The sequence below is a fragment of the Streptomyces sp. NPDC003032 genome (assembly GCF_053591415.1).
Genome location: NZ_JBSFTT010000001.1, coordinates 62,282 through 82,493, shown reverse-complemented (window position 1 = coordinate 82,493; position 20,212 = coordinate 62,282). Strand labels below are relative to the sequence as shown.

General features: G+C 71.5%; 18 protein-coding genes. 10 read left to right on the top strand and 8 right to left on the bottom strand.

Annotation, left to right across the window (positions count from 1 at the left end; translation table 11 throughout):
* The first annotated feature begins 49 nt into the window (after positions 1 to 49).
* Positions 50 to 709 carry a leucine efflux protein LeuE gene (leuE, locus tag ACWDZ7_RS00420; RefSeq protein ID WP_451793670.1) on the top strand — a complete coding sequence of 220 codons (660 nt, stop codon included), beginning with the start codon at positions 50 to 52 and terminating at the stop codon, positions 707 to 709.
* Positions 710 to 731: 22 nt separating this feature from the next.
* On the opposite strand, the gene ACWDZ7_RS00415 is transcribed toward leuE, so the two are convergent.
* A complete protein-coding gene (locus tag ACWDZ7_RS00415; protein WP_451793668.1) occupies positions 732 to 1,202 on the bottom strand; it encodes a MarR family winged helix-turn-helix transcriptional regulator in 471 nt (156 codons plus the stop codon).
* Positions 1,203 to 1,262: 60 nt separating this feature from the next.
* Positions 1,263 to 2,714, bottom strand: coding sequence for an FAD-dependent monooxygenase (locus tag ACWDZ7_RS00410; protein WP_451793666.1), 1,452 nt, complete (start codon positions 2,712 to 2,714; stop codon positions 1,263 to 1,265).
* 38 nt (positions 2,715 to 2,752) lie between these two features.
* Between ACWDZ7_RS00410 and ACWDZ7_RS00405 the strand changes: the two genes are divergently transcribed.
* On the top strand, positions 2,753 to 3,412 hold the full coding sequence (locus ACWDZ7_RS00405; protein WP_451793664.1) for a TetR/AcrR family transcriptional regulator C-terminal domain-containing protein: 660 nt from the start codon (positions 2,753 to 2,755) through the stop codon (positions 3,410 to 3,412).
* Here ACWDZ7_RS00405 and ACWDZ7_RS00400 read toward each other — a convergent pair.
* From ACWDZ7_RS00400 to ACWDZ7_RS00390, 3 genes are read right to left on the bottom strand one after another with little or no spacing between them, the layout of a single operon-like run.
* Positions 3,384 to 4,547, bottom strand: a complete 1,164-nt coding sequence (locus ACWDZ7_RS00400; protein WP_451793662.1) for an acyltransferase family protein — start codon at positions 4,545 to 4,547, stop codon at positions 3,384 to 3,386. The two genes, ACWDZ7_RS00405 and ACWDZ7_RS00400, sit on opposite strands and share 29 nt — an antisense overlap.
* Complete coding sequence (locus ACWDZ7_RS00395; protein ID WP_451793660.1) at positions 4,544 to 5,905, bottom strand: polysialyltransferase family glycosyltransferase; 1,362 nt, start codon at positions 5,903 to 5,905, stop codon at positions 4,544 to 4,546. Before ACWDZ7_RS00395 ends, ACWDZ7_RS00400 begins: the two co-directional genes overlap by 4 nt.
* Entirely contained in the window at positions 5,905 to 6,882 is a 978-nt protein-coding gene (locus ACWDZ7_RS00390) for a glycosyltransferase family 2 protein (protein ID WP_451793658.1), read from the bottom strand. The genes ACWDZ7_RS00395 and ACWDZ7_RS00390 overlap by 1 nt, the downstream gene beginning before the upstream one ends.
* A 198-nt stretch (positions 6,883 to 7,080) precedes the next feature.
* Between ACWDZ7_RS00390 and ACWDZ7_RS00385 the strand changes: the two genes are divergently transcribed.
* The 4 genes from ACWDZ7_RS00385 to ACWDZ7_RS00370 all read left to right on the top strand — a co-directional run bounded on the left by ACWDZ7_RS00385 (position 7,081) and on the right by ACWDZ7_RS00370 (position 12,252).
* On the top strand, positions 7,081 to 8,436 hold the full coding sequence (locus ACWDZ7_RS00385; RefSeq protein WP_451793657.1) for a DUF6716 putative glycosyltransferase: 1,356 nt from the start codon (positions 7,081 to 7,083) through the stop codon (positions 8,434 to 8,436).
* 347 nt (positions 8,437 to 8,783) lie between these two features.
* Positions 8,784 to 10,097, top strand: a complete 1,314-nt coding sequence (locus ACWDZ7_RS00380; protein ID WP_451793655.1) for a cytidylyltransferase domain-containing protein — start codon at positions 8,784 to 8,786, stop codon at positions 10,095 to 10,097.
* A gap of 14 nt (positions 10,098 to 10,111) precedes the next feature.
* Positions 10,112 to 11,074 (top strand): N-acetylneuraminate synthase family protein, encoded by a 963-nt coding sequence (locus tag ACWDZ7_RS00375; protein WP_451793654.1) that lies wholly within the window; start codon positions 10,112 to 10,114, stop codon positions 11,072 to 11,074.
* Positions 11,075 to 11,112: 38 nt separating this feature from the next.
* A complete protein-coding gene (locus ACWDZ7_RS00370) occupies positions 11,113 to 12,252 on the top strand; it encodes a hypothetical protein (RefSeq protein ID WP_451793652.1) in 1,140 nt (379 codons plus the stop codon).
* On the opposite strand, the gene ACWDZ7_RS00365 is transcribed toward ACWDZ7_RS00370, so the two are convergent.
* From ACWDZ7_RS00365 to ACWDZ7_RS00355, 3 genes are all read right to left on the bottom strand, one after another.
* A complete protein-coding gene (locus ACWDZ7_RS00365) occupies positions 12,200 to 12,775 on the bottom strand; it encodes a carboxymuconolactone decarboxylase family protein (protein ID WP_451793650.1) in 576 nt (191 codons plus the stop codon). The two genes, ACWDZ7_RS00370 and ACWDZ7_RS00365, sit on opposite strands and share 53 nt — an antisense overlap.
* Before the next feature lie 52 nt (positions 12,776 to 12,827).
* Complete coding sequence (locus ACWDZ7_RS00360; protein WP_451793648.1) at positions 12,828 to 13,286, bottom strand: protein-tyrosine phosphatase family protein; 459 nt, start codon at positions 13,284 to 13,286, stop codon at positions 12,828 to 12,830.
* A 99-nt stretch (positions 13,287 to 13,385) separates the two neighbouring features.
* Positions 13,386 to 14,864: an MFS transporter gene (locus tag ACWDZ7_RS00355; protein ID WP_451793646.1), complete on the bottom strand. Its 1,479-nt coding sequence runs from the start codon at positions 14,862 to 14,864 to the stop codon at positions 13,386 to 13,388.
* A gap of 159 nt (positions 14,865 to 15,023) precedes the next feature.
* Between ACWDZ7_RS00355 and ACWDZ7_RS00350 the strand changes: the two genes are divergently transcribed.
* From ACWDZ7_RS00350 to ACWDZ7_RS00335, 4 genes are all read left to right on the top strand, one after another.
* A complete protein-coding gene (locus ACWDZ7_RS00350) occupies positions 15,024 to 15,914 on the top strand; it encodes a LysR family transcriptional regulator (RefSeq protein WP_451793644.1) in 891 nt (296 codons plus the stop codon).
* A 317-nt stretch (positions 15,915 to 16,231) separates the two neighbouring features.
* Positions 16,232 to 17,479 (top strand): amidohydrolase, encoded by a 1,248-nt coding sequence (locus ACWDZ7_RS00345; RefSeq protein ID WP_451793643.1) that lies wholly within the window; start codon positions 16,232 to 16,234, stop codon positions 17,477 to 17,479.
* A 137-nt stretch (positions 17,480 to 17,616) separates the two neighbouring features.
* Entirely contained in the window at positions 17,617 to 18,702 is a 1,086-nt protein-coding gene (locus ACWDZ7_RS00340; protein ID WP_451793642.1) for a BMP family lipoprotein, read from the top strand.
* Positions 18,703 to 18,919: 217 nt separating this feature from the next.
* Entirely contained in the window at positions 18,920 to 19,966 is a 1,047-nt protein-coding gene (locus tag ACWDZ7_RS00335) for a BMP family lipoprotein (RefSeq protein WP_451793641.1), read from the top strand.
* Positions 19,967 to 20,212: the final 246 nt, after the last annotated feature.

The window sequence follows — 20,212 nt, the reverse complement described above, 5'->3', positions numbered from 1 at the left end:
TTCCGGATATCCCGCGCCCGATGTCGTACGCCCGTGCGAAACTCCGCCCATGCTGGGTGTCACCGAACTTCCGACCTATCTCGCGGGCCTCGTCCTGATCATTCTGCTGCCGGGCCCGAACTCGCTGTACGTGCTCTCCGTGGCCGCGCGCCGGGGCGTACGCACCGGTTACACCGCCGCGGCGGGCGTCTGGTGCGGCGACGCCGTGCTGATGACGCTGTCGGCGGCCGGCGTTGCCTCGCTGCTGCAGGCCAACGCGCTGCTCTTCGGGATCGTGAAGTACGCGGGCGCCGGCTATCTGACGTGGCTCGCGGTCGGCATGCTGCGGGCCGCCCTCGCGATGTGGCGGGCGCGGCACGAGAGGGCGGCGCGGGCGGACCCGGCGGGCGGCGGGGGCGAGGGCGCGGCCGAGCGGCCGTTCCGCAGGGCGCTGGTGATCAGTCTGCTCAACCCGAAGGCGATTCTGTTCTTCATCGCCTTCTTCGTGCAGTTCGTCGACCCCGGGTACGCCTACCCCGCGCTCTCCTTCGTCGTACTCGGCGTCCTCGCACAGATCGCGAGCTTCCTCTACCTCACCGTCCTGATCTTCGGCGGCACCAAGCTCGCGGCCGCCTTCCGCCGCCGCAAGAGGCTCTCGGCGGGAGCCACTTCGGCGGCGGGCGCGCTGTTCATCGGGTTCGCGGTGAAGCTGTCGCTCAGCAGCGTGTGAGGCCGCCGGGCCCGGCGTTCGCTCAGTGGTGCCAGGCCGAGCCGCCCACGTTGTGGATCATCCGCTGGAGGACCTTCAGCGTGCGGACGTACTCCTCGTCCGTGATGCCCTCACGGATCTCCGCGAGGATGCTCTGCTGCCGCTCGGCCACGCGGCCCCGCAGCGCGCGGCCCGCGTCGGTGAGGGCGAGGCGGCCCGCGGCGTCCTCGGTGAGCAGCCCGCGGTCGTGCAGGGCGCCGATGTTGTGCCGCAGGGAGCTGTCGCCGGTTTCGAGGTAGCCACGCAGGACCGCCACGACCTCGGCGCCGTCGCGGCCCTCCGGCGGTGCGTCCACGAGCTGGTTGAGGACCCACCACTGGGGCTGGGTGAGGCCGAGTTCCGCCAGGGCGGTGCGGATGTGGGTGACCACGGCTGTGGCCGTGGCGGAACTCCAGTAACCGATGGGCTGGTTGAGGAGGTCGGCGTCGCTGTGTGAGTACGTGAAGGTCGTCATGGGTGTGAAGGTAGGACCTCAAGTCTGCTTGAGGTCAAGCCGCACATCGCGGACTTGAGGTCACGCCGCACATCGCGTCAGGTACTCCACCAGGTCATCCCGCGCCTCCTCGCCCGCCCACCCGACGTACCCGTCCGGCCGGATCAGGAAGAGGCCCTTCCCGTACGGCTCGTACGCGGGTACGCGCTGGACCCGCACCACATCGCCGTCCACCGACGGCAGCTCCGCGTCCGTGCCCACCGCGAGCAGCGTGAAGTGCGGACCCCGGAACGCGTCGAACAGGGTCCCGGAACCGCACGGCCCGTCCGGTGCGCGGTCGCCCGCCCGCAGCGCCTCCTCCGTGAGGCCCTCGCGGGTCTCCACCGCCAGTGACGCCTCGCGGTAGCCGATGCCGAGCTGCCGGGTGGCCGCGCCGCGGCGGGCCTCGCCGCGGTGGATGCGGGTGGACAGGCCCAGCATGCGCGCGGCGTTGGGCAGCCGCTCCTCCTCGTAGGTGTCGAGCAGGGCCTCGGGCGCTCCGTGCCGCAGCACCGCGCCCAGCTTCCAGCCCAGGTTGTAGGCGTCCTGGACGCTGGTGTTCAGGCCCTGGCCGCCCGCCGGCGAGTGGATGTGCGCCGCGTCCCCGGCGAGGAACACCCGGCCTTCGCGGAAACGGTCCGCCAGTGCCGCGCGCGGCCGGAAGTCGGAGGACCAGCGGACCTCGGTGACGTCGTCGCCGCGCAGATGTGTGCGGGCGGCGACGAGGCCGCGTACGCCCGCGAGGGAGAGGTCGGGCGCCGTCCCGGCGGGGAACCGCGCGGTCAGTTGGAAGTCGTCGGTGCCGGGCAGCGGGCAGATCGCCGTGTACAGGCCGCTGTCGTCGGCGGCCGGGAACATGTGCCAGTTGTCGCGGTCCAGCGCGGGGACGCGGATGTCCGCCACCAGGATCGGGTTCGGGTCCACCGTCTCGCCCGCCATGGTGATGCCGAGCGTCCGGCGCAGCGTGGAGCGGCCGCCGTCCGCCGCCACCGCGTACGCCGCGCGCACCGTCCCGCCCGTCGACAGCGCGGCCGTGACCCCCGCGGCGTCCTGCGTCAGGCCGGTCACGGACGTGCCGAACGCGACGTCACCGCCGAGCCGGCGCAGGCGCGCGAGGAGGATCTCCTGGGTGCGCCACTGGGGGAGCACGCGGGGTTCGGTGTACGGGGCGGTCTCCGTCGGCTCCGGTTCGTCGAACATGCGGTACTCACCCTGCCGGCGCCCGCCCCGCCACACCATGCCGACCGGCATCGGGCCGCCCGCCGCGCGGACCGCGTCGGCCACGCCGAGGTCGTCGAAGACCTCCAGGGTGCGCGGCTGGAGGCCCTTGCCGCGCGAGCCGGGGAAGAGGACCGGAGCCCGCTCGACGACGAGGGCGCGGACCCCACGCCTGGCCAGGTCGCAGGCGAGGGTCAGCCCGGTGGGACCGGCGCCCACGACGAGCACGTCGCTCTCCACACACGGGCCGACGTCCTTAACGCTGTTAAGTTCCATGTGGAAGAGCCTGAGCTTAACGGTGTTAAATTGTCAAGGTGGCTACGACGAAGCTGGACCGCACCCGCGTGGCGCGCACCGCGCTCGGCCTGCTGAACGAGACCGGCCTCGAAGGGCTGACCCTGCGTGCCATCGCCCAGCGCCTCGACGTGAAGGCGCCCGCCCTGTACTGGCACTTCAAGGACAAGCAGGCGCTGCTCGACGAGATGGCGACGGAGATGATGCGGCGCATGGCCGACGACTTCCTGGCCATGCCGGCCGACGACTGGCGCGGCGCCCTCACCGGCGCGATGCGCGGGCTGCGCGGCCATCTGCTGCGCTACCGCGACGGCGCCAAGGTGTTCAGCGGCACCCAGTACACGGACCTGTCGTACGTGGCCCCCCTGGAGACCTTCCTGCGCACGCTCGTCGCGGCGGGCTTCGCACCGGACGCGGCCGCCCGCGCCTGGTTCACCGTGTACGGCTACACCATCGGGTACGTCATCGAGGAGCAGGCCACCGCCCCCGGCCCCGGCCGCGGAGAGAGCGGCTACGACCTCGCGGCGCGCGCCGAGCGCCTGGCCGCCTATCCGCTGGCCGCGGCGGCGGGCGAGGAGATGTTCCGCGGCCACGACCGCGGCTTCGAGGCGGGCCTGGCCGCGGTCGTGGCGGGGATCGGGGCGACGCTCCTCACTTCGGGGGCGTCGGGCTCCGATTGAGGCCCCTGCGGATCATTGGCGTCAGCCGCTCCTCGACGTACCGGTTCAGGAGCCACGCCAGGGCCAGCATCCCGGAGATCGTCAGGGCGAACGTCGCGTACGACGGCAGTCCGAGGCCCCGGTGCAGCGCCTGAACCGCCACCCAGCCCAGGTGCTCGTGCACCAGGTAGAAGGGGTAGGTGAGGGCGCCCGCGACCGTCAGCCAGCGCCAGTTCACCCGGTCCAGGTGGCCGAGCGCGATCAGGAGCACCGCCGCGAAGCCCGCCGTGACGACCCCGATGATCACGAGCGAGGAGCGGTACGAGAAGAAGTCCGGGTTCGGCGCGTGCCAGAGCCCGGAGACCGCGTAGTGCTGGCCGATCAGCCAGCTCACGCCCACGATGCCCCACGCCGTGAGGTCGCCGCGGTCGCGGTGGACGAGGTGGATGCCGATGCCGCCGATGAAGTAGGGGGCGTACTCCGGCATGAGGACCAGGTCGAGGAGCGGCAGGTCCGCGGTCGCCGCGACCGCCGCCGCCAAGGTCCACACCGCGCAGAACAGCACCACCCGGGCGCGGGTCGCGCCCGGCAGTACGACACACAGCGCGAACAGCGCGTAGAAGCGCAGCTCGGCCCAGAGCGTCCAGCACACGCCGAGCACCCGGTCCACGCCGAGCGGCTGCTGGAGCATGGTGAGGTTGACCAGCGCGTCGCTGGGCGAGACCGCGTCGTACGCGACGACCGGCAGCGCGAAGACCGCCGTCACCAGGACGATCGCCGCCCAGTACGAGGGCAGCAGGCGGGAGGCCCTGGACGCGAAGAACGAGCGCAGGGGCCTGCCCCAGCCGCTCATGCAGATGACGAAGCCGCTGATCACGAAGAAGATCTGCACGCCGAGGCAGCCGTACGCGAACCACTCGTGGGCGGTGGGGAACTGGAGCCTGGGGGAGCTGCCCCAGGCCCTGGATATCTCGCCGTCGCGGCCGCCGTAGTGGTAGGCGGCGACCATGAGCGCGGCGACCAGGCGCAGCCCGTCCAGCGCGCGCAGCCGGGGCTTCGCGCGGGCGGGAACGATGGTGGCTGTGGGCGTGGCCGTGCGCGCCGAGGTGCCCGCTCCCGGGGACGCGCGCGGGAGCGTTTGTGCGGGGGCCGTCATCCGAGCGCGGTCCGCTTGATGGAGCGCCGCACCGAACGGGCGCGGCGCGCGACACGACGTACCGCCGCGTTGCGCGGGATGAACGCGAGCTGCGAGGGCAGCGCACCGGGCAGGGCGAGCGCGGTGAGGCGGCGCCGCTTGAAGTAGCGCCAGGTGCGGGCGGAGAGGTTCCGGGCGAGATAGCGCTCGGCGTCGGGGCGCAGCCGGGGGTAGATCTGCGGCTGCATCGCGAAGCCGACGGCCTTGAGGAGGTTCGTCAGCTCACCGGTGCCCATGCCCGCCCGCCGCTCCGAGACCGCCGCGCGGTCGGTCAGCTCGGGCAGCAGCGCGTCGACGATCGTGACGGGGACGCGGTTGCTGTTCTGGTAGGGCGCGAGGCGCTCCAGGAGAAGGTCCGTGCCGGTGCGGGCGACGGGCAGGTCGTAGAGCGCGGATGCCGTGACCAGCGCCGTGGAGAAGCAGCCGACGACGAGCGCGGGCCGCGTCCGCTGGTAGAGCACCTCGGCGAGCACGGGCGATTCGAGCACCGTCAGCTCGACGCCGATCGCCCGCGCCTCCTTCTCCAGGGTGCGCGACCAGCGGGCGGGCGCCGTGGGGTGGGGCTTGAACACGACCTGGGTGTACCCGAGTCCGGCGGCGCCGCGCACCATGCGGACGTGCAGCTCCTCCTCTTCCTCGGCGGTGAGGATGGAGAGGGCGGAGAGGTACTGGCCGAGGACGAGGACGGGCGCGTCGAGGCTGGGCAGCGCGTCGCCCGCCGCCTCAGCCTCTTCGTCAGCCAGTTCGGCGAGCACCTTCACGAACGCGTCGGCCGGTACGATCTCCGGCTCGACGCCGAACTCGGTGAGCAGCAGCGGGGTGAGCCCCGGCACCAGGTCCAGGTGGAGCAGGCGCCGTACGCGCGTGCCCACCAGGGGGTCGAGCTTGTTGCGGGTGGGGCCGTAGCTCATCAGGCCGTCGGCGTAGACGTCGACGGGCGCGCCGGTGAAGATCTGCGTGAGCGCGAGCGCCGGATTGACCTGGATCGACTCGACGGCCAGCTCGACGTCGTCGTCGCCGAGATCCCAGAGCATCCGCACGTACCGCTCCCACAGCACGACGTCGTCGCCGCGCGGGGACCAACCCCCGGGGTGGAACGGGGCGATGGCCTCGTTCCAGGAGCGTACGTCGTCGAAGCGGCCGCGCAGCCGCGCGAACCCCGGCATCGCGTCGAGCGAGGTCGTGGTCTCCGGGGTCGCCGCGTTGTTGCTGATGAGCAGGATGCGGCGGTCGGCGGGGCCGAAGCGGTCGGCGTCCAGGGCGGCGGCGAGCGTCGCGGCGCCGTACAGCGTGGACGCCAGGAAGATCTGGGTCGCCATTACGCGGCCACCTCCGGCGACACGGGCCGGCGGCGCAGCCTGCGCAGCCGGGTCGCCCGCTGGACGTCCATGGAGTCGAGCGCGTCGTCCAGCACGCCCTGCGGCATCCGCTTCAGCGCGGCCGCACTCATTGACTTCAATTTGCGCGCCACGGGTGGCTCGAACCTTTCGATGGATCCCAGATGGTGGGAGATGATCGCGCAATAGGTGCGCACGGCCTTCGGCAGGAGTCTGTCGGCGTCCCGGTCCGCCGCGGTTTCCCGTACCACCTGGTCGAATGCCTTGATGAAATCGAGCTGCCGTACGTCGCCGATCTGGGTGAGCGACGAGGCGACCCCGCGCCGGTAGAACACGCCGAGAAGGCCCACCGCGGCGAAGGATTCCGCCTCGCGGTGCAGCCGCCAGATCCAGGGCCGGTCCTCCGCGGTGCGCAGGCCGTCGGTGAAGTGCAGCAGGCCCGCGTCGGCGAGCCGGCGGTGGTAGATGCCCGCCCAGGCGTACGCGTAGTCGACGGACGTCGACCGGTCGGCGGGGAGGATCACCTCGCGCGGGTCCAGCACGACGCCGCGCCTGCCGTGCGGGACCCGGTGGACCGAACGGGCCCGCGCGGTGCACTGCACATGGTCGGTGCGGACGAAGTCGCAGCCCAACCCCTCGATGGAGGCGAGGAGTTGTTCGTAGTAGCCGGGAGCGAGCCAGTCGTCACCGTCCAGGAAGGTGAGGTACTCGCCGCGCGCCGCGTCGAGGCCCGTGTTGCGGGCGGTCGCGAGCCCTCCGTTCTTCTCATGTCTGAGGTGGACGGCGCCGGGAAGCTCGCGCGCCGCACGCTCCAGGATGTCCGGGGTCTCGTCGCGCGAACAGTCGTCGACGAGAATGAATTCGAAGTCGTCGCGCGCGTTCGCGCGCAGACTCTTCAAGGTGTCGGGCGCGTATTGCTGCACGTTGTAGAACGGCACGATGACGGAGAGCTTAACCACGAGGGTGACGTTAGGTGTCGGTCCGTCATTCGTCTCGACCCGCAGTGGGATGCCAGGTGAACGACGCGTGGCGGAATGGTTAACCGGGCTGCCGGGAAGGCGTTTCACGGGCCGATTAGCCATTCGTCGGCATGCTGTTAACCGTTTGTTGCACCTGAGTTGGGCCGCGAATCGAAATGGCTTCCTAGCGTCTGGGACGTGCCAGCAAGTAACCGAAACCCGCTGCGGGTGGCCGTGCTCGCCGATTCCGATACGCGATGGAAATGGGGCGCTCTTACCGCGAACCGCATCGTATCGGACAGTCGGCCCGAGTCCGACGGTCACCGACTCAGCGGGTACCTGCTCCGCGGCCGGGCCACCCCCACGCCCCGGCAGCTCGAAGAGGTGGGTGTGCGCGCGGACTCCCTGCGCGAGGTCACCGTCGTCGAGTTCCTGCGCGGGATGGAGCGGGACGCGCCCGACGTGATCGTGCTCGCCCTGGTGGGCGGGGCGGTCCAGGCCGTGCTGCACGGACTCGCCCGCGTCACCGAGGACGCCCGCCTCACGGGCGCCGCCAAGAAACGTCCCGTCGTCGTCACCGGCTATGTCGGCGTCGTCTACGAGAAGCTCGCCGACGGCCTTCTCCTGCGGCACGGGGCGGACGTCGTCCTCGCCAACTCCCGCCAGGACGCCGAGCGCTTCCGCGCGGTGTACGAAGGGGTGGGCGCCGACGCCTCGTCGGTCACGGAGGCCGCCCTGCCGTTCCTCGGCGGCGCGCCCTACCGCACCGAGAACGACCCGTACACCGTCGTCTTCGCCGCCCAGCCCTCCGTCCCGGACAGCGCCGCGCACCGCACCTACCTGCTGCGCCGCCTCGCCGAGCACGCCCGGCTGCACCCCGACCGCGAGGTCCTGCTCAAGCTGCGCAGCAAGCCCGGCGAGCACACCACGCACATCGAGGAGCTGCCCTACCAGAAGCTGGCGCAGCGGATCGACGGCGGACTGCCCGCCAACTGCCGCCTCGTCTACGGGCACATGGGCGAGGTCCTGGACCGCACCGACCTGCTGGTCACCGTCAGCTCCACGGCCGCCCTCGAATCCCTGCACCGGCGCATCCCCACCGCCGTCCTCACCGACCTCGGGGTGCGCGAGGCGCTCGGCAACCACCACTTCACCGGTTCCGGATGCCTCGCCTCCTGGGACCAGTTGGACGCGGGCCACCTGCCCGTGCCCGACGAGCGGTGGCTGGCCCGGCAGGGCGTCGCCGCCGACGGGGCGTACGAGCGGGCCTTCGACGAGGCGAGGCGGAAGGTCACCGACCTCCTCGCCGACGCGGCGGCCGGCCGCATCCCTCCCCTGAAGCCGTACTACGGCCTCACCACCGCCCGCGGCTATCTGCCCGGCATCCTCGCCCGCCACCACCTCGGCCCCGACGGCTCCCCGCTGCCGGGCGCCCCCACGGCCGACAGGGACCCCGGCCCCGTACGACAGATCGTGCGCCGCGCGGCCCGCGGGGCCTACCGCCACGGGGTACAGCGCGTGGCCCCCGTCATCCGACGGATGGGCGAACTGTGACCCGCGACGACCGCCCCGCGGCCGAGGAGCCCGCTGCGACCCGCCACGACCGTCACCGGTCGGAGGAGCCCGCTGTGGCCTCCTACGACCGTTCCGCGGCCGAGGGGCGCGCTGCGACTCCCCGCGGCTGTCCCGTGGCGGACGGGCGCGCTGTGGCTTCCCGTGGCCTTCCCGCGGCGGAGGAGCCCGCTGGGACCTCCTACGACCGTCCTGCGGCCGAGGGGCGCCCTGTGGCCTCCCACGACCGTCACCGGGCGGCGGAGCCCGCTGTGACCTCCCGCGGCCGCCCCACGGCGGACGGGCCCGCCGCGACCTCCCCCGACCTTCTCCCACTCCCAGGAGCCCCCATGTCCCACCCCGGCCCAGCGAGTACGCCGGTCCGTCGAGTCCTCGCCGTTATTCCCGCCCGCGGCGGCTCCAAGGGTGTGCCCGCCAAGAACCTCGCGCCGGTCGGCGGCGTGCCGCTGGTGGCGCGTGCCATCCGGGAGTGCCTGGGCGCCCGGCTCGTCACGGACGTCGTGGTCTCCACGGACGACCAGGTGATCGCCGAGGCAGCCCGCGCCGCAGGCGCCGAGGTGGTGCTTCGCCCCGCCGCGATCGCCGGGGACACCGCGACCAGCGAGGCCGCCGTCCTGCACGCGATGGACGCCCACGAGGCCCTGCACGGCGCCCGCGTCGACGTCGTGCTGCTCGTGCAGTGCACCAGCCCCTTCCTCACCCGCGAGGACATCGACGGAGTGGCGGCCGCCGTCGTGGAGAACGGCGCGGACACGGCCGTCACGGTCGCCCCCTTCCACGGCTTCATCTGGCGGGACGCGGCGGACGACGCGGACGGCACGGACGGCACGGCCGATGTTCCCGCGCAGCGCACGGACTCCGTGGGCGGCACGGCGACGCTCGCCAACTCCACCCGCACCCGCGGCGGCTACGGCGTCAACCACGACAAGTCGTTCCGCCCGCGCCGCCAGGACCGCCCCCAGGACCTCCTGGAGACCGGCGCCGCCTACGCGATGGACGCGGCCGGTTTCCGTACCCACAAGCACCGCTTCTTCGGCCACACCGAGCCGGTCCGCACCGACCCGGCCCGCGTCCTCGAGGTCGACGACCCGCACGACCTCGCGCGGGCCCGCGCGCTGGCCCCCCTCTTCGACACGGGCCACGCGAAAGCCCGGCCCACCGCCGCCGACATCGACGCGGTGGTCCTCGACTTCGACGGCACCCAGACCGACGACAGGGTGCTGATCGACTCCGACGGACGGGAGTTCGTCTCCGTGCACCGCGGGGACGGCCTCGGCATCGCGGCCCTCCGCAAGAGCGGCCTGCACATGCTGATCCTGTCCACGGAACAGAACCCGGTCGTCGCCGCGCGCGCCACGAAGCTGAAGCTTCCGGTCCTGCACGGCATCGACCGGAAAGACCTCGCACTGAAGCAGTGGTGCGAGGAGCAGGGCATCGCTCCCGAGCGCGTGCTCTACGTCGGCAACGACGTCAACGACCTCCCGTGCTTCGCCCTCGTGGGCTGGCCCGTGGCGGTCTCCAGCGCCCACGACGTCGTACGCGACGCGGCCCGCGCGGTCACCACCGTCCCCGGCGGTGAAGGCGCGATCCGAGAGATCGCCACCTGGATCCTCGGCCCCTCTCTCGACTCCCTCCACAGTTAAGGAAAGTTCCCGCCATGAGCACCCTCACCTCCGTCACCCCCCTCGACGCCAACTCCCGCCTGCGCCGGTTCGGTTCGAAGACGGCCGGTCCCGGCCGGCCCGTGTACATCACCGGCGAGATCGGCATCAACCACAACGGTGACCTGGAGAACGCCCTCGCGCTCATCGACGTGGCCGCCGACGCCGGCTGCGACGCGGTCAAGTTCCAGAAGCGCACCCCGGAGATCTGCACCCCGCGCGACCAGTGGGACATCGAGCGCGACACCCCCTGGGGCCGCATGACGTACATCGACTACCGCCACCGCGTGGAGTTCGGCGAGTCCGAGTACCGGGCGATCAGCGAGCACTGCGCCAAGCGCGGCATCGACTGGTTCGCGTCCCCGTGGGACACCGAGGCCGTCGCCTTCCTGGAGAAGTTCGACCTGCCCGCCCACAAGGTCGCCTCCGCGTCCCTCACGGACGACGAGCTGCTGCGCGCCCTGCGCGCCACCGGCCGCACGGTCATCCTCTCCACCGGCATGTCGACGCCGAAGCAGATCCGCCACGCCGTCGAGGTCCTCGGCTCCGACAACATCCTGCTCTGCCACGCCACGTCGACGTACCCGGCCAAGGCCGAGGAGCTGAACCTGCGCGTCATCAACACCCTCCAGCAGGAGTACCCGAACGTCCCGATCGGCTACTCCGGCCACGAGACCGGCCTCCAGACCACCCTCGCGGCCGTCGCCCTCGGCGCCACCTTCGTCGAGCGCCACATCACCCTGGACCGCGCCATGTGGGGCTCCGACCAGGCCGCCTCCGTCGAGCCGCAGGGCCTCACCCGCCTGGTCCGCGACATCCGCACCATCGAGGCCTCGCTCGGCGACGGCGTCAAGAAGGTGTACGAGTCGGAGCTGGGCCCGATGAAGAAGCTGCGCCGCGTCGCGGGCGTCGTCGCGGAGGCCGACTCCTCGGCGGCCACCGAGCAGGTCGCGGTCTGAGCCCCCGGCCCGCCTTAACGGGAGACGGACAGACGACGATGAGCCCCCGAGTCGGCCGAGCCGCCGACACCGCAGCGGCAGCCGCGCCCGAGCGCACCACGCTCGCCTTCGTGGAGAGCCCGGTCCAGCTGCTCAACGTCCTGGAGTGGGCGCACGCCGCGGCCGCGACCGGCCCGACCGGGGGCCTCACCGTCGTCGTCCTGTCGCCCAACGACCCCATGACCCGCGGACAGTTGCGCCGCATGGCGCAGCTCGCCCGCGACGAGGGCGTCGAGGTGCGCTGGGAGGAGGCACGCGGCGGCGCGAGCGCCCCCTTCCAGACGATAGGAGGCCTCGCGGGCGCGCTGCGCAGGGCCGACCGGATCGTCATAGGCGACCCGTTCTCCCGCTACGTGCAACTGCTCCTGACGATCACCCGTGCCCGCTCCCTCGTCGTGGTGGACGACGGCACGGCGACGATGGAGTTCATCTCCCAGCTCGCCCGCGGCGAACGCCTGGTGCGCTGGCACCGCAAGGGCGGCCGCCCCGGCCCACGAGACCTGGTCTTCGCGCCGGTCTCGGCCTCGGCACGGCGCCGCCTCACCCCCGGCGCGTCACGCACGGTGGAGGTCTTCTCCGCCATGCCGATCGACCAGGTGCCGCCCGGCGTCGACGTCACGGTCAACGCCTTCGCCTGGACCAGGGAGCGCTTCGGCCCGCCCCGCATCACGCGCGGCGCCGACCTGGTCGGCACCTCCCTCGTCGAGACGGGCGTGGTGGACCCCGACCGCTATGTCGAGGCGGTCCGGGCGCTCTCCCTCACCCACGGGGCGACCCGCTACTTCGCCCACCGCCGCGAGAGCTCCGAGAAGCTCCACCGGCTCGCGGTGGAGACGGGCCTCCAGGTGGTCCGCCCCGACCTGCCCCTGGAGCTGATCGCCCGCCGCGGCCCCATCGGCCGTACGATCCTCAGCTTCCCCTCCACGGTCGTCCACACGCTGCCGCTCGCCCTCGCGGGCACGGAGGTGAAGGTGGCGGTCTGCGACATCGACCCGTCCTGGCTCACGGAGAACGCGTCGCCGCGCGCGCAGGGCTTCCTGTCCGGGGTGACGGGGACGGCGCGGGACGTGCACCGGCTGACGTCGGTCATCTCTTCGGCAGGTAGTCCTCGAAGCGTGGGGTCCCCGGCTCCGGGGTGAGCCGGGTGGCGCGGGCCACGAAGCTGATCGCGTGGTACCAGCCGGCCAGCATCAGCAGGTCGAGCAGCTGCTCCCGGGTGAACTCGGCGGCGAGCCGCCCCCACAGGGCGTCGTCGATGTCGCCGCCCGCGTGCACCGCGTCGCTCAACTCGACGAGCAGCCGGTCGCGTGCGGTGGTCCAGCACGGGTCCGTGCTGGACCCGTGGGTCAGGGACGCGACCTGCTCGTCGCTCAGTCCGGCCTTCGCGGCGAAGCGGGCGACGTGGACGGCCCATTCGTACTCGGAGCGGCACAGGGCGCAGACGCGGTCGATGACGATCTCCCGGTCGCGCAGCCCGGCGCTGAAGTTCCGCCCCAGTTCGTAGGAGCCCCAGCCGTGCATCGCGGCGGCCATCGGCACGTTGTGCGCGAACATGCGGAACAGGGCGATGGGTTCCTGCCCCGGCGGCATCATGCGGCGCAGGACGGCGGCGGCCTCCGGCGGGTAGGGGGCTCGGAGGGGCGGTATCCGCTCGTCGGTCACGGCTTCCTCTCGGCTGTTCCTGGTGTTCCTGCGGGCCTTGCGGCCCGGTTCCTCAAGCCTGCCCCGCGAAGCGCTCCACGTACCGCCGCTGCCAGGGCGTCTCCACCGCACGCCGGTCGTAGTGCGTACGTACGAAGGCGACCGCCTCCCGGGCAGGCACCCCGTCGAGTACGGCGATACAGGCGAGGGCGGTACCGGTCCGCCCGCGCCCGCCCCCGCAGGCCACCTCGACGCGCTCCCCGGCCGACCGGTCCCACACCTGGCGCAGCAGCTCACGCGCCCGCGCGCGGTCACTCGGCAGCCGGAAGTCGGGCCAGCGCAGCCAGGCCTGCTCCCAGGGGAGTCGCTCCGGCTCCTTGCCGAGCAGATAGACGCCGAAGCCGGGCGCCGGTCCGTCCGGCAGCGGCCGCCGCAGCCCACGCCCGCGGACGAGCCGCCCGGAGGGCAGTCGAAGGACTCCGGGGGCAGTGGGCTGCCAGGTCGCTGTGATCGCGCTGCGGTCCTCGGTCATGGCCGGTCGGTGCTCCCCGTGGCGTGGTGGCGGTGGACGCTCATTCTCACGCCCGAATCCGTCCGGCGTACAGCAATCTTCGGACCCCGGTCCGGGCCATCAGCCCGCCACCGGAAGATCGGCGCCGGCGCCGTCCACGGCGGGCGCGCCCGAGGCCACCGGCACGCTCTTCCTCGCACGCAGCCCGAAGGCGCTGATCAGCGCGGCCAGCAGGGCGGCGCCGAGCGGCACCCACAGGGCCGCCCGGTAGCCGTCGAGCAGGTCCGCCGGCGAACCGGACGCCGTGGCAGCGACGTTGACGGCCGTGACCGCCGAGAGGCCGAGCGCGGCGCCGAACTGGAAGGACGTGTAGAGCAGCGCGCCGGCCAGGCCCTGCTCCTCCTCGGTGATCCCGTCCGTGGCGACGATGGTCAGCGGCCCGTAGGCCAGCGAGAACGCGACGCCGATGACGATCATGCTCGGGAGCATCATCGCGTACGTCCAGTCCGCGCCGACCGGCAGGAACAGGGCGTACGCGAGCGCGGCCAGGAGCAGCCCACCGAAGATCACCCGGGCGTTGCCGAAGCGGTCGACGAGCTTGGGGGTGAGGAGAGGGGAGAGGATCGCGTCGACGCCCATGATGAGCATGGCGAAGCTGGTCTGGAGCGTCGACCAGTCCCGCAGCTCCTGGAGATAGAGCACGACGAGGAACTGGAAGCCGAAGAAGCCCGCGGCGAAGAGCAGCCCGGAGAGGTTGGCGCGGACCAGGTTGCCGTTGCGCAGGATGCCGAGGCGCACCAGCGGGGCCGCCGAGCGGCGTTCGATGGCGACGAACGCGGCGAGGAGGGCGAGACCGGCGCCGATGGTGGCCGCGGTCCAGCCGGGCGAGGCGTGCGTGGCGCGCTCCACGCCGAGGACGAGCAGCACGATGGCGGAGGTGACGGTCAGGCCGCCCGCCAGGTCGAACCCCTGCCCGGCCACCCGCTGCGGACGTGCCGACTTCGGTACGAAGGCGAGGGCGGCGGACAGGATCAGGGCGGAGAGCACGACCGGCGCGAAGAACACCCAGCGCCAGCCCACCGAGGTCAGCAGCCCGCCGACGACGAGCCCGACGGAGAAACCGCCGGCCGCGGTACCGGAGTAGAAGAGCAGGGCCTTGTTGCGCTGCGGCCCCTCCTCGAACCCGGTGGTGATGATCGAGAGCCCCGCGGGCGTCATGAAGGCGGCGGCGATCCCGGTGGCGAACCGGGCCACGATCAGCATCCACCCCTCGGTGGCGAACCCGCCGAGCCCGGAGAAGACGAGGAAGACGGAGAGCCAGAACACGAACATCTGACGGCGCCCGAAGAGGTCGGCGGCGCGCCCGCCGAGCAGCATGAACCCGCCGTACCCGAGGACGTACGCGCTCATCACCCACTGGAGGGAGCCCGTGGACAGGCCGAGGTCGGCGCGGATGGAGGGCAGGGCGACGTTGAGCATGGCGACGTCGATGCCTTCGAGGAAGATCGCCCCGCACAGGACGAGGAGGACGCCCCATTGGCGCGGGGTCCAGCTGGTGGTGGGCCGTTCTCCGGCGGATCTCCGGGCACTGTCACTCATGGCGACTCAACTCTCCTGCTACGGGCAGCCGTTGCTGCCGGTGCTGCCGTTGTTGTTGTCTGCTCAATCACCCTCGGTCAGGCGGGGGAGAGGAACAACGGCGAAGATCGCAACGTTCGTTCAATCAGGCTGAACGATCCGACGATCACGGGGGCACCGATGCCGATCGAGCGCGATGAACTGGAGTGCTTCCTCCTCCTCGCCGAAGAGCTGCACTTCGGCCGCACCGCCGAGCGGATGCGGCTCTCCAAGGCCCGGGTGAGCCAGCTCGTGCAGCGGCTCGAACGGCGCGTGGGCGCACCGCTGTTCGTCCGCACCAGCCGCCGCGTCGCCCTCACCTCGCTCGGCCGGCAGCTGCACGCCGACCTCGCGCCGCATCACCGCGCCATCGAGGAGGCCCTGGAGAGGGCGGCCGCCACCGCGCGCGGCATCGACGCCGTGCTGCACGTCGGCTTCTCCAACCCGCTCACCGGCGAGATCGTGATGAAGGCGACGGAGGCCCTGCGTGTCAGCCACCCCGGCCTCGCCGTGGAGGTCTGCGAGGTGCCGCTCGGCGACCCTTACGGGCAGCTGCGCAGGGGCGAGTTCGACGTGCAGCTCACCGAGCTTCCCGTACGGGAGGACGACCTGGGCGGCGGACCGCCGCTGCTCGCCGAGGAGCGCGTACTGGCCCTGCCCGCCGCCCACCCGCTGGCCGCGCGGGACACGGTGACGCTGGAGGATCTGGCCACCGTCCCCCTCCTCACCCTCGCGGGCGAGGTCCCCGACTACTGGCTGGAACACCACGTCCCCGCCCGCACACCGAGCGGCCGCCCGATCGAGCGGGGCCCCGGCGTGATCAACCTGCAGGAGGGACTGATGCTGGTCGCGGCGGGCCGGGGCGCGCTGCTCGTCCCCGCCCACACGGCGACGTACTACGCCCGCCCCGGCGTCACGTACGTCCCCTTCGCGGACGCGGCGCCGACGGGCTACGGCCTGGTGTGGCGCCTGGGGCACGACACAGGGGCGGTGGCGGCGTTCGCACGGACGGCACGGGAGGTGGCGGGGTGACCTGATTCGAATGCGTGTTCCCATCTGGAGCAGGGGGATGGGCCGGGTGTGACCCGCGGTACAGCGCGGACCCCGTTTGTCATGTTTTGCTGTAGAGAGCTGATCGCCCGGCCGCCTCTTCCGGGAGCGGTCGCCCGCGCCCCCTACAGGCGTCGGACGACTTACGCATCCTCCATGGCGGCGTGAAAGTTTACCCATCCCGATCGGCGGCCATGCGCCACGAGGCCACTATTTCTTCCCCTATCGGGCTGAACTTTTGTTGATCGTGGGTTAGTTGGCCGTTGCGTCGCCCTACCCTTCAAAGGGTGAACCAACTGATGTCCCGTGCGTCCGAAAAGGTGTCCGACGGCATGTCCGGAATGGAGTCCGCGCCCGCGGAAACACTCCCCGGCGCGCTGCCCGAAGCGCTGCGCGCCGAACTCGTCGCCTTCCGCCGCGACCTGCACATGCACCCGGAGCTAGGCAAGCAGGAGTTCCGTACCACCGCGGCCATCAAGGCCCGCCTCGAGGAGGCGGGTCTCGCGCCCCGTGTGCTGAGCGCCGGCACGGGCCTCGTCTGCGACATCGGCGAGCCGGACGGGGCACGCCCCATGCTCGCCCTGCGCGCCGACATCGACGCCCTGCCCATCCCCGACACCAAGCTCGGGGTGCCCTACCGCTCCACGGTGCCCGACCGCGCCCACGCCTGCGGGCACGACGTGCACACCACCGTCGTCCTCGGCGCCGGTCTGGTCCTCGCCGGTCTGGCGAGCAAGGGGCGGCTGCCCTTTCCGGTGCGGCTGATCTTCCAGCCCGCCGAGGAGGTCCTGCCGGGCGGCGCCGCCGACGCCATCAAGGAGGGCGTCCTCGACGGCGTGGGGAAGATCATGGCCGTGCACTGCGACCCCCGCGTCGACGCGGGCCGTATCGGCCTGCGGCACGGCCCCATCACCTCCGCCTGCGACCGCCTGGAGGTCTCGCTCGACGGGCCCGGCGGCCACACCGCCCGCCCGCACCTCACCACGGACCTCGTCACCGCCGTCGCCAAGGTCGCCACCGAGGTCCCCGCCCTCGTCGCGCGCCGCGCCGACGCCCGCTCGGGCCTCTCGCTGACCTGGGGCCGCATCGAGTCCGGACACGCCCCGAACGTCATCCCGCAGCACGCCGAGCTGTCCGGGACCGTGCGCTGCCTGGACCTCAGGACCTGGCGGGAGGCGCCCGACCTGGTGCACGACGCCATCCAGGAGATCGCCGGCCTCTACCGCGCCGTCTCCGAGGTCGACTACGTCCGCGGAGTCCCGCCCGTCGTCAACGACGGCGGCGTCGCCGACCTGCTGCGCGACGCCATGGTGGAGCGGCGCGGCCTCCATTCGGTCGAGGACACCGAACAGAGCCTCGGCGGCGAGGACTTCTCCTGGTACCTGGAGCACGTGCCCGGCGCCATGGCCCGGCTCGGCGTCCGCAAGCCGGGCGAGCGCACCGTCCGCGACCTCCACCAGGGAGACTTCGACGCGGACGAGTCGGCCATCACGGTCGGCGTCGAACTCTTCACCGGGGCCGCACTGTTGGACGCCGCGCGCACGTGACCCGGGACATGACCGGCGCTCGGCACGAATAGGTAACGGCCGGGCGGAAACCCGTTCCCCCGCCTTTCTACGCGCGTTAATGTGCGCCGAAATCAGCGCCGTCAACGGTGCGTTGGGGAACGTGAGGAGTACGTCCTATGCGTCGTGTATCAAGACTTTCCCAAGTGGCCGTGGCGGTGGCGTCACTCGCCCTCGCGGCTTCCGCGTGCGGCAAGACCAGCAGCGAGGCCTCGCAGGAGGACGGCGGCAAGGAGAAGGGCTCCGGCAACTCGTCGTCGTACAAGGGCAAGGGCATCGGTCTGGCGTACGACATCGGCGGGCAGGGCGACCAGTCGTTCAACGACGCCGCCTACGCGGGCTACTCCAAGGCCCGCAAGGAGTTCAAGATCGGCGGGGTGGACATGGAGCCGGGCGACGGCGAGTCCAGCGCCGACAAGGTCCAGCGGCTCGAACAGCTCGCCAGGCAGGGCTACGACCCCGTCATCGGTGTCGGTTTCGTCTACGCGCCCGCGGTGGAGGCGGCCGCCAAGAAGTTCCCGAAGACCACGTTCGGGATCATCGACGACAACACCGTGAAGGCGGACAACGTCGCGGGCCTCGTCTTCCACGAGGAGCAGGGCTCCTATCTGGCGGGCGTCGCCGCCGCGAAGGCCAGCAAGGCCAAGCACGTCGGATTCGTGGGCGGCGTGGACATTCCGCTCATCCACAAATTCGAGGCCGGATTCGTACAGGGCGCGAAATCCGTCGATCCCAAGATCGAAATTGAGAAGCGGTATCTGACGGAGAAGCCCGAGGAGGGCGGATTCTCCAGCCCGGACAAGGGGCAGAACGCGGCGAGCGGTCAGATCGAGGCCGGCGCTGACGTGATCTACCACGCGGCGGGGCTCTCCGGGCAGGGCGTCATCCAGGAGACCGGCTCCCAGAAGAAGTGGGCGATCGGCGTCGACTCCGACCAGTACCGGCAGAAGGCCCTCGCCAAGTACAAGGAGTACATCCTCGGCTCGGCCCTCAAGGACGTCGGCGGCGCGGTGTACGACCTGACGAAGTCGGTCGTCGAGGGCAAGCCGATGAAGGGCGAGCAGCGCTACGACCTGGGCTCCGGCCGCGTCGGCTTCTCCGACTCGAACCCGAGGTACACGGCGATGAAGGACGTTGTCGCCGCCGTGGACAAGGCGAAGAAGGACATCATCAGCGGCAAGGTGAAGGTCAAGACCGTTCCGTAGGGCGTTGTACGTAGTACGTCGTGTGGCGACTGGGCGCCTCCCATCCGGGGGGCGCCCACCGCGCGTTCGCCCCCCGGACGCCTCGTGGCCACAGCTCGATAACGGACCGGACAGAAGGGTTCTTATGTGAGGTCTACGCGCGTTACGCTGCGGCGAAATCAGCGCCGGGTGTGGCGCGTACGTGCTTGTGCTTGCTTGTACTAAGGAGTTCTTCTCTATGCGCCGGGTGTCTCGAATAGCTGTCGCGGGCGCCGCGACCGCAGCCCTCGCCGTCTCCGCCTGTGGCGGCACGTCAAGCGACGCCGCCGCGACCAAGGACGACAAGAACAAGGGCGTCGCCATCGCTTACGACGTCGGCGGCGCCGGCGACCAGTCCTTCAACGACGCCGCGACCGAGGGCATGAAGAAGGCCGCCAAGGAGTTCAAGACCGGCGAGAAGGCCGTCGAGCCGGTCGACGGCGAGTCCGACGCCGACAAGGCGCAGCGCCTGACGCAGCTCGCCAAGCAGGGCTACAACCCCGTCATCGGTGTCGGCTACGCCTACGCACCGGCGATCAAGGAGGTCTCGGCGAAGTTCCCGAAGGTCTCCTTCGGCATCGTCGACGACGAGACCGTCAAGGCCGACAACGTCTCCGACCTGGTCTTCAGCGAGCAGGAGGCGTCCTACCTCGCGGGCGTCGCCGCCGCCAGGACCACCAAGTCCAAGACCGTCGGCTTCGTCGGCGGCGTGGACGTCCCCCTCATCCACAAGTTCGAGGCGGGCTTCGCGCAGGGCGTCAAGGACACGAACCCCAAGGTCAAGCTCGTCAAGCAGTACCTGACGGAGAAGGCCGAGGACGGCGGCTTCACCAGCCCCGACAAGGGCAAGACCGCGGCCCAGGGCCAGATCGAGAAGGGCGCCGACGTGGTCTACCACGCCGCGGGCCTCTCCGGTCAGGGCGTCATCGAGGCCGCCGCCGCCAAGAAGGTCTGGGCGATCGGCGTCGACTCCGACCAGTACAAGCAGGACGCGCTCGCCAAGTACAAGAAGTACATCCTGACCTCGGCGACCAAGGACGTCGCGGCCTCGGTCTACAACCTGGCGAAGGCCGTCGAGGACGGGAACGCCAAGGGCGGCGTCGTCCGCGCCGACCTCAAGTCGGGCGGTGTCGCGCTCGCCGACTCGAACCCCGAGTTCATGAAGATGAAGGACGTCCAGGCCGCGATCGAGAAGGCCGAGGCGGGCATCAAGAGCGGCAAGATCAAGGTCAAGACCACGCCGTAACGGCCTGGCCGCGGCACCGTCTGCCGTAACGGCGGCGTGATTCTCGTGTGACGGGGTGTGGGGGACGATGGTTCTCCCGCGCCCCGTTCGCGCGGGCCGCGTTCTCGACCTCCCCTGGCGTGAGATCCCATCGCACCAGGGACTTCCCCAGTAACACCACCCAGCACCACCTAGTAGCAGGGGCACTGCGCGCGTAGGCGGCCCCTTTCCTTCAGGCCCTTCAGGCCCTCTGGCCCCCGAGGAGAG

Bases quoted from the DNA above. Each gene is read 5' to 3' on its own strand.
- leuE (WP_451793670.1), top strand. From the start codon at position 50: ATGCTGGGTGTCACCGAACTTCCGACCTATCTCGCGGGCCTCGTCCTG.
- ACWDZ7_RS00415 (WP_451793668.1), bottom strand. From the start codon at position 1,202: ATGACGACCTTCACGTACTCACACAGCGACGCCGACCTCCTCAACCAG.
- ACWDZ7_RS00410 (WP_451793666.1), bottom strand. From the start codon at position 2,714: ATGGAACTTAACAGCGTTAAGGACGTCGGCCCGTGTGTGGAGAGCGAC.
- ACWDZ7_RS00400 (WP_451793662.1), bottom strand. From the start codon at position 4,547: ATGACGGCCCCCGCACAAACGCTCCCGCGCGCGTCCCCGGGAGCGGGC.
- ACWDZ7_RS00395 (WP_451793660.1), bottom strand. From the start codon at position 5,905: ATGGCGACCCAGATCTTCCTGGCGTCCACGCTGTACGGCGCCGCGACG.
- ACWDZ7_RS00380 (WP_451793655.1), top strand. From the start codon at position 8,784: ATGTCCCACCCCGGCCCAGCGAGTACGCCGGTCCGTCGAGTCCTCGCC.
- ACWDZ7_RS00375 (WP_451793654.1), top strand. From the start codon at position 10,112: ATGAGCACCCTCACCTCCGTCACCCCCCTCGACGCCAACTCCCGCCTG.
- ACWDZ7_RS00370 (WP_451793652.1), top strand. From the start codon at position 11,113: ATGAGCCCCCGAGTCGGCCGAGCCGCCGACACCGCAGCGGCAGCCGCG.
- ACWDZ7_RS00360 (WP_451793648.1), bottom strand. From the start codon at position 13,286: ATGACCGAGGACCGCAGCGCGATCACAGCGACCTGGCAGCCCACTGCC.
- ACWDZ7_RS00355 (WP_451793646.1), bottom strand. From the start codon at position 14,864: ATGAGTGACAGTGCCCGGAGATCCGCCGGAGAACGGCCCACCACCAGC.
- ACWDZ7_RS00350 (WP_451793644.1), top strand. From the start codon at position 15,024: ATGCCGATCGAGCGCGATGAACTGGAGTGCTTCCTCCTCCTCGCCGAA.
- ACWDZ7_RS00345 (WP_451793643.1), top strand. From the start codon at position 16,232: ATGTCCCGTGCGTCCGAAAAGGTGTCCGACGGCATGTCCGGAATGGAG.
- ACWDZ7_RS00340 (WP_451793642.1), top strand. From the start codon at position 17,617: ATGCGTCGTGTATCAAGACTTTCCCAAGTGGCCGTGGCGGTGGCGTCA.
- ACWDZ7_RS00335 (WP_451793641.1), top strand. From the start codon at position 18,920: ATGCGCCGGGTGTCTCGAATAGCTGTCGCGGGCGCCGCGACCGCAGCC.